The sequence below is a fragment of the Pseudomonas sp. KH_021 genome (assembly GCF_057838865.1).
The window spans coordinates 5,544,839-5,552,500 of record NZ_CM174477.1; the positions used below are offsets into that span (position 1 = coordinate 5,544,839).

Below are 7,662 nucleotides of genomic sequence, written 5' to 3' on the forward strand. Positions count from 1 at the left end.
AAGGGAAAGGTTGACAAGAGTATGCTGCCTGACTTTTTTCGAGCGCAAAAACAAAACCCCTACCTGCGTACGCAGATAGGGGTTTCGGAATTTAATCTTGACGATGACCTACTCTCACATGGGGAAACCCCACACTACCATCGGCGATGCATCGTTTCACTGCTGAGTTCGGGATGGGATCAGGTGGTTCCAATGCTCTATGGTCGTCAAGAAATTCTGTAGCCAGGATGCCGTTGCGGGCACTCCAGCGAATCGGGTATGTGATGTTTGTGAGTTGCAAACTTTCGGTTCGTTTCGTCTTCACAACACCGCAATCTGCTGCTCATTCGAGCGAGTCAAATTGCTTGGGTGTTATATGGTCAAGCCTCACGGGCAATTAGTATTGGTTAGCTCAACGCCTCACAGCGCTTACACACCCAACCTATCAACGTCGTAGTCTTCGACGGCCCTTCAGGGAGCTCAAGGCTCCAGTGAGATCTCATCTTGAGGCAAGTTTCCCGCTTAGATGCTTTCAGCGGTTATCTCTTCCGAACATAGCTACCCGGCAATGCCACTGGCGTGACAACCGGAACACCAGAGGTTCGTCCACTCCGGTCCTCTCGTACTAGGAGCAGCCCCTCTCAAATCTCAAACGTCCACGGCAGATAGGGACCGAACTGTCTCACGACGTTCTAAACCCAGCTCGCGTACCACTTTAAATGGCGAACAGCCATACCCTTGGGACCGGCTTCAGCCCCAGGATGTGATGAGCCGACATCGAGGTGCCAAACACCGCCGTCGATATGAACTCTTGGGCGGTATCAGCCTGTTATCCCCGGAGTACCTTTTATCCGTTGAGCGATGGCCCTTCCATACAGAACCACCGGATCACTAAGACCTACTTTCGTACCTGCTCGACGTGTCTGTCTCGCAGTCAAGCGCGCTTTTGCCTTTATACTCTACGACCGATTTCCGACCGGTCTGAGCGCACCTTCGTACTCCTCCGTTACTCTTTAGGAGGAGACCGCCCCAGTCAAACTACCCACCATACACTGTCCTCGATCCGGATAACGGACCTGAGTTAGAACCTCAAAGTTGCCAGGGTGGTATTTCAAGGATGGCTCCACGCGAACTGGCGTCCACGCTTCAAAGCCTCCCACCTATCCTACACAAGCAAATTCAAAGTCCAGTGCAAAGCTATAGTAAAGGTTCACGGGGTCTTTCCGTCTAGCCGCGGATACACTGCATCTTCACAGCGATTTCAATTTCACTGAGTCTCGGGTGGAGACAGCGCCGCCATCGTTACGCCATTCGTGCAGGTCGGAACTTACCCGACAAGGAATTTCGCTACCTTAGGACCGTTATAGTTACGGCCGCCGTTTACCGGGGCTTCGATCAAGAGCTTCGCGTTAGCTAACCCCATCAATTAACCTTCCGGCACCGGGCAGGCGTCACACCCTATACGTCCACTTTCGTGTTTGCAGAGTGCTGTGTTTTTAATAAACAGTCGCAGCGGCCTGGTATCTTCGACCGGCATGAGCTTACGGAGCAAGTCCTTCACCCTCACCGGCGCACCTTCTCCCGAAGTTACGGTGCCATTTTGCCTAGTTCCTTCACCCGAGTTCTCTCAAGCGCCTTGGTATTCTCTACCCAACCACCTGTGTCGGTTTGGGGTACGGTTCCTGGTTACCTGAAGCTTAGAAGCTTTTCTTGGAAGCATGGCATCAACCACTTCGTCACCCAAAGGGTAACTCGTCATCAGCTCTCGACCTTAGACTCCCGGATTTACCTAAGAGTCCAGCCTACCACCTTAAACTTGGACAACCAACGCCAAGCTGGCCTAGCCTTCTCCGTCCCTCCATCGCAATAACCAGAAGTACAGGAATATTAACCTGTTTTCCATCGACTACGCTTTTCAGCCTCGCCTTAGGGACCGACTAACCCTGCGTCGATTAACGTTGCGCAGGAAACCTTGGTCTTTCGGCGTGGGTGTTTTTCACACCCATTGTCGTTACTCATGTCAGCATTCGCACTTCTGATACCTCCAGCAAGCTTCTCAACTCACCTTCACAGGCTTACAGAACGCTCCTCTACCGCATCATCCAAAGGATGATACCCGTAGCTTCGGTACCTGGTTTGAGCCCCGTTACATCTTCCGCGCAGGCCGACTCGACTAGTGAGCTATTACGCTTTCTTTAAAGGGTGGCTGCTTCTAAGCCAACCTCCTAGCTGTCTAAGCCTTCCCACATCGTTTCCCACTTAACCAGGATTTTGGGACCTTAGCTGACGGTCTGGGTTGTTTCCCTTTTCACGACGGACGTTAGCACCCGCCGTGTGTCTCCCATGCTCGGCACTTGTAGGTATTCGGAGTTTGCATCGGTTTGGTAAGTCGGGATGACCCCCTAGCCGAAACAGTGCTCTACCCCCTACAGTGATACATGAGGCGCTACCTAAATAGCTTTCGAGGAGAACCAGCTATCTCCGAGCTTGATTAGCCTTTCACTCCGATCCACAGGTCATCCGCTAACTTTTCAACGGTAGTCGGTTCGGTCCTCCAGTTAGTGTTACCCAACCTTCAACCTGCCCATGGATAGATCGCCCGGTTTCGGGTCTATACCCAGCGACTAAACGCGCTATTAACACTCGCTTTCGCTACGCCTCCCCTATTCGGTTAAGCTCGCCACTGAATATAAGTCGCTGACCCATTATACAAAAGGTACGCAGTCACAGAACAAAGTCTGCTCCCACTGCTTGTACGCATACGGTTTCAGGATCTATTTCACTCCCCTCTCCGGGGTTCTTTTCGCCTTTCCCTCACGGTACTAGTTCACTATCGGTCAGTCAGTAGTATTTAGCCTTGGAGGATGGTCCCCCCATATTCAGACAAAGTTTCTCGTGCTCCGTCCTACTCGATTTCATGACCAAGAGATTTTCGCGTACAGGGCTATCACCCACTATGGCCGCACTTTCCAGAGCGTTCCGCTAATCTCAAAGCCACTTAAGGGCTGGTCCCCGTTCGCTCGCCACTACTAAGGGAATCTCGGTTGATTTCTTTTCCTCAGGGTACTTAGATGTTTCAGTTCCCCTGGTTCGCTTCATGCACCTATGTATTCAGTGCAGGATACCTAACTTATGTTAGGTGGGTTCCCCCATTCAGAGATCTCCGGATCAAAGTCTGTTTGCCGACTCCCCGAAGCTTATCGCAGGCTACCACGTCTTTCATCGCCTCTGACTGCCAAGGCATCCACCGTATGCGCTTCTTCACTTGACCATATAACCCCAAGCAATCTGGTTATACTGTGAAGACGACATTCGCCGAAAATTTGCAATATCACTCACAAATTTTACCTTAGCCTGAACAAACACCAGTGAAAGTGCTGTCCAGTCTATCTTTCTATCACATACCCAAATTTTTAAAGAACGATTCTGAAAAAGTTCAGAAATCAATATTCGATCCGAATATTCATTTCTAAGCTTTGACATGGTAACAAAGGGGGTGGTGGAGCCAAGCGGGATCGAACCGCTGACCTCCTGCGTGCAAGGCAGGCGCTCTCCCAGCTGAGCTATGGCCCCGTATCGCTACAGGGTTCACCACGTAATTGGTGGGTCTGGGCAGATTCGAACTGCCGACCTCACCCTTATCAGGGGTGCGCTCTAACCAACTGAGCTACAGACCCAATCGTCTTCTTCAATGAATCAAGCAATTCGTGTGGGTGCTTATGAGCAGCTGATGTCTGTCGATTAAGGAGGTGATCCAGCCGCAGGTTCCCCTACGGCTACCTTGTTACGACTTCACCCCAGTCATGAATCACACCGTGGTAACCGTCCTCCCGAAGGTTAGACTAGCTACTTCTGGTGCAACCCACTCCCATGGTGTGACGGGCGGTGTGTACAAGGCCCGGGAACGTATTCACCGCGACATTCTGATTCGCGATTACTAGCGATTCCGACTTCACGCAGTCGAGTTGCAGACTGCGATCCGGACTACGATCGGTTTTGTGAGATTAGCTCCACCTCGCGGTTTGGCGACCCTCTGTACCGACCATTGTAGCACGTGTGTAGCCCAGGCCGTAAGGGCCATGATGACTTGACGTCATCCCCACCTTCCTCCGGTTTGTCACCGGCAGTCTCCTTAGAGTGCCCACCATGACGTGCTGGTAACTAAGGACAAGGGTTGCGCTCGTTACGGGACTTAACCCAACATCTCACGACACGAGCTGACGACAGCCATGCAGCACCTGTCTCAATGTTCCCGAAGGCACCAATCTATCTCTAGAAAGTTCATTGGATGTCAAGGCCTGGTAAGGTTCTTCGCGTTGCTTCGAATTAAACCACATGCTCCACCGCTTGTGCGGGCCCCCGTCAATTCATTTGAGTTTTAACCTTGCGGCCGTACTCCCCAGGCGGTCAACTTAATGCGTTAGCTGCGCCACTAAAATCTCAAGGATTCCAACGGCTAGTTGACATCGTTTACGGCGTGGACTACCAGGGTATCTAATCCTGTTTGCTCCCCACGCTTTCGCACCTCAGTGTCAGTATGAGCCCAGGTGGTCGCCTTCGCCACTGGTGTTCCTTCCTATATCTACGCATTTCACCGCTACACAGGAAATTCCACCACCCTCTGCCCTACTCTAGCTTGCCAGTTTTGGATGCAGTTCCCAGGTTGAGCCCGGGGATTTCACATCCAACTTAACAAACCACCTACGCGCGCTTTACGCCCAGTAATTCCGATTAACGCTTGCACCCTCTGTATTACCGCGGCTGCTGGCACAGAGTTAGCCGGTGCTTATTCTGTCGGTAACGTCAAGACAGCAAGGTATTCGCTTACTGCCCTTCCTCCCAACTTAAAGTGCTTTACAATCCGAAGACCTTCTTCACACACGCGGCATGGCTGGATCAGGCTTTCGCCCATTGTCCAATATTCCCCACTGCTGCCTCCCGTAGGAGTCTGGACCGTGTCTCAGTTCCAGTGTGACTGATCATCCTCTCAGACCAGTTACGGATCGTCGCCTTGGTGAGCCATTACCTCACCAACTAGCTAATCCGACCTAGGCTCATCTGATAGCGCAAGGCCCGAAGGTCCCCTGCTTTCTCCCGTAGGACGTATGCGGTATTAGCGTTCCTTTCGAAACGTTGTCCCCCACTATCAGGCAGATTCCTAGGTATTACTCACCCGTCCGCCGCTGATTCGAGTAGCAAGCTACTCTCCTCCGCTCGACTTGCATGTGTTAGGCCTGCCGCCAGCGTTCAATCTGAGCCATGATCAAACTCTTCAGTTCAATACTGCTTGGGTTTTGAGAAAACCCTAAACTTGGCTCAGCAATCTCAAAATGAACTATATGATTACTCGTATAGTCACTTGTGATGCTGATAATCTTTTTGACGATCAGTCTGATTTCACAAGCACCCACACGAATTGCTTGATTCAGTTGTTAAAGAGCGGTTGGTTAAGAGCTTTTCGTCTCAACCGAGGCGCGCATTCTACGCTTTCCTCTGCGCCTGTCAAGCGTTTATTTTGAAGTTCTTTAGGAGAAACCTGAACAACTTCAACCACTTGGCTCGCTTCGATCTCTCGTTGCGGGAGGCGAATTCTACAGCGTTTCAACACGCTGTCAACACCTCAAATCAGACTTCGCTAACACCAGGCGCAAGGCCTGAAAACGTGCAGCGTATACTTATAGGACAAAACCCCTACCTGCGTACGCAGATAGGGGTTTCGGAATTTAATCTTGACGATGACCTACTCTCACATGGGGAAACCCCACACTACCATCGGCGATGCATCGTTTCACTGCTGAGTTCGGGATGGGATCAGGTGGTTCCAATGCTCTATGGTCGTCAAGAAATTCTGTAGCCAGCGCGTCAACCTTCGGTCGACGTTCCAGCGAATCGGGTATGTGATGGTTTGTGAGTTGCAAACTTTCGGTTCGTTTCGTCTTCACAACACCGCAATCTGCTGCTCATTCGAGCGAGTCAAATTGCTTGGGTGTTATATGGTCAAGCCTCACGGGCAATTAGTATTGGTTAGCTCAACGCCTCACAGCGCTTACACACCCAACCTATCAACGTCGTAGTCTTCGACGGCCCTTCAGGGAGCTCAAGGCTCCAGTGAGATCTCATCTTGAGGCAAGTTTCCCGCTTAGATGCTTTCAGCGGTTATCTCTTCCGAACATAGCTACCCGGCAATGCCACTGGCGTGACAACCGGAACACCAGAGGTTCGTCCACTCCGGTCCTCTCGTACTAGGAGCAGCCCCTCTCAAATCTCAAACGTCCACGGCAGATAGGGACCGAACTGTCTCACGACGTTCTAAACCCAGCTCGCGTACCACTTTAAATGGCGAACAGCCATACCCTTGGGACCGGCTTCAGCCCCAGGATGTGATGAGCCGACATCGAGGTGCCAAACACCGCCGTCGATATGAACTCTTGGGCGGTATCAGCCTGTTATCCCCGGAGTACCTTTTATCCGTTGAGCGATGGCCCTTCCATACAGAACCACCGGATCACTAAGACCTACTTTCGTACCTGCTCGACGTGTCTGTCTCGCAGTCAAGCGCGCTTTTGCCTTTATACTCTACGACCGATTTCCGACCGGTCTGAGCGCACCTTCGTACTCCTCCGTTACTCTTTAGGAGGAGACCGCCCCAGTCAAACTACCCACCATACACTGTCCTCGATCCGGATAACGGACCTGAGTTAGAACCTCAAAGTTGCCAGGGTGGTATTTCAAGGATGGCTCCACGCGAACTGGCGTCCACGCTTCAAAGCCTCCCACCTATCCTACACAAGCAAATTCAAAGTCCAGTGCAAAGCTATAGTAAAGGTTCACGGGGTCTTTCCGTCTAGCCGCGGATACACTGCATCTTCACAGCGATTTCAATTTCACTGAGTCTCGGGTGGAGACAGCGCCGCCATCGTTACGCCATTCGTGCAGGTCGGAACTTACCCGACAAGGAATTTCGCTACCTTAGGACCGTTATAGTTACGGCCGCCGTTTACCGGGGCTTCGATCAAGAGCTTCGCGTTAGCTAACCCCATCAATTAACCTTCCGGCACCGGGCAGGCGTCACACCCTATACGTCCACTTTCGTGTTTGCAGAGTGCTGTGTTTTTAATAAACAGTCGCAGCGGCCTGGTATCTTCGACCGGCATGAGCTTACGGAGCAAGTCCTTCACCCTCACCGGCGCACCTTCTCCCGAAGTTACGGTGCCATTTTGCCTAGTTCCTTCACCCGAGTTCTCTCAAGCGCCTTGGTATTCTCTACCCAACCACCTGTGTCGGTTTGGGGTACGGTTCCTGGTTACCTGAAGCTTAGAAGCTTTTCTTGGAAGCATGGCATCAACCACTTCGTCACCCAAAGGGTAACTCGTCATCAGCTCTCGGCCTTAGACTCCCGGATTTACCTAAGAGTCCAGCCTACCACCTTAAACTTGGACAACCAACGCCAAGCTGGCCTAGCCTTCTCCGTCCCTCCATCGCAATAACCAGAAGTACAGGAATATTAACCTGTTTTCCATCGACTACGCTTTTCAGCCTCGCCTTAGGGACCGACTAACCCTGCGTCGATTAACGTTGCGCAGGAAACCTTGGTCTTTCGGCGTGGGTGTTTTTCACACCCATTGTCGTTACTCATGTCAGCATTCGCACTTCTGATACCTCCAGCAAGCTTCTCAACTCACC

General features: G+C 51.7%; 2 tRNA genes and 5 rRNA genes (1 of these 7 running past the window's edge). All 7 read right to left on the reverse strand.

The features are described 5' to 3' along the window. Positions 1-95: 95 nt before the first annotated feature. Positions 96-211, reverse strand: a 5S ribosomal RNA gene (gene rrf, locus AC3IX4_RS25580). Positions 212-355: 144 nt separating this feature from the next. Then, positions 356-3,250, reverse strand: a 23S ribosomal RNA gene (locus AC3IX4_RS25585). Positions 3,251-3,476: 226 nt separating this feature from the next. Further along, positions 3,477-3,552: transfer RNA gene (locus tag AC3IX4_RS25590), tRNA-Ala, on the reverse strand. A 27-nt stretch (positions 3,553-3,579) separates the two neighbouring features. Continuing rightward, a tRNA-Ile gene (locus AC3IX4_RS25595) sits at positions 3,580-3,656 on the reverse strand. A gap of 65 nt (positions 3,657-3,721) precedes the next feature. Beyond that, positions 3,722-5,258 (reverse strand): 16S ribosomal RNA (locus AC3IX4_RS25600). Between the two features lie 448 nt (positions 5,259-5,706). Then, positions 5,707-5,822, reverse strand: a 5S ribosomal RNA gene (gene rrf, locus AC3IX4_RS25605). A 150-nt stretch (positions 5,823-5,972) separates the two neighbouring features. Beyond that, positions 5,973-7,662 (reverse strand): 23S ribosomal RNA (locus AC3IX4_RS25610); it runs 1,204 nt beyond the window's last position. Together the 16S, 23S and 5S rRNA genes with 2 tRNA genes alongside form the textbook arrangement of a ribosomal RNA operon.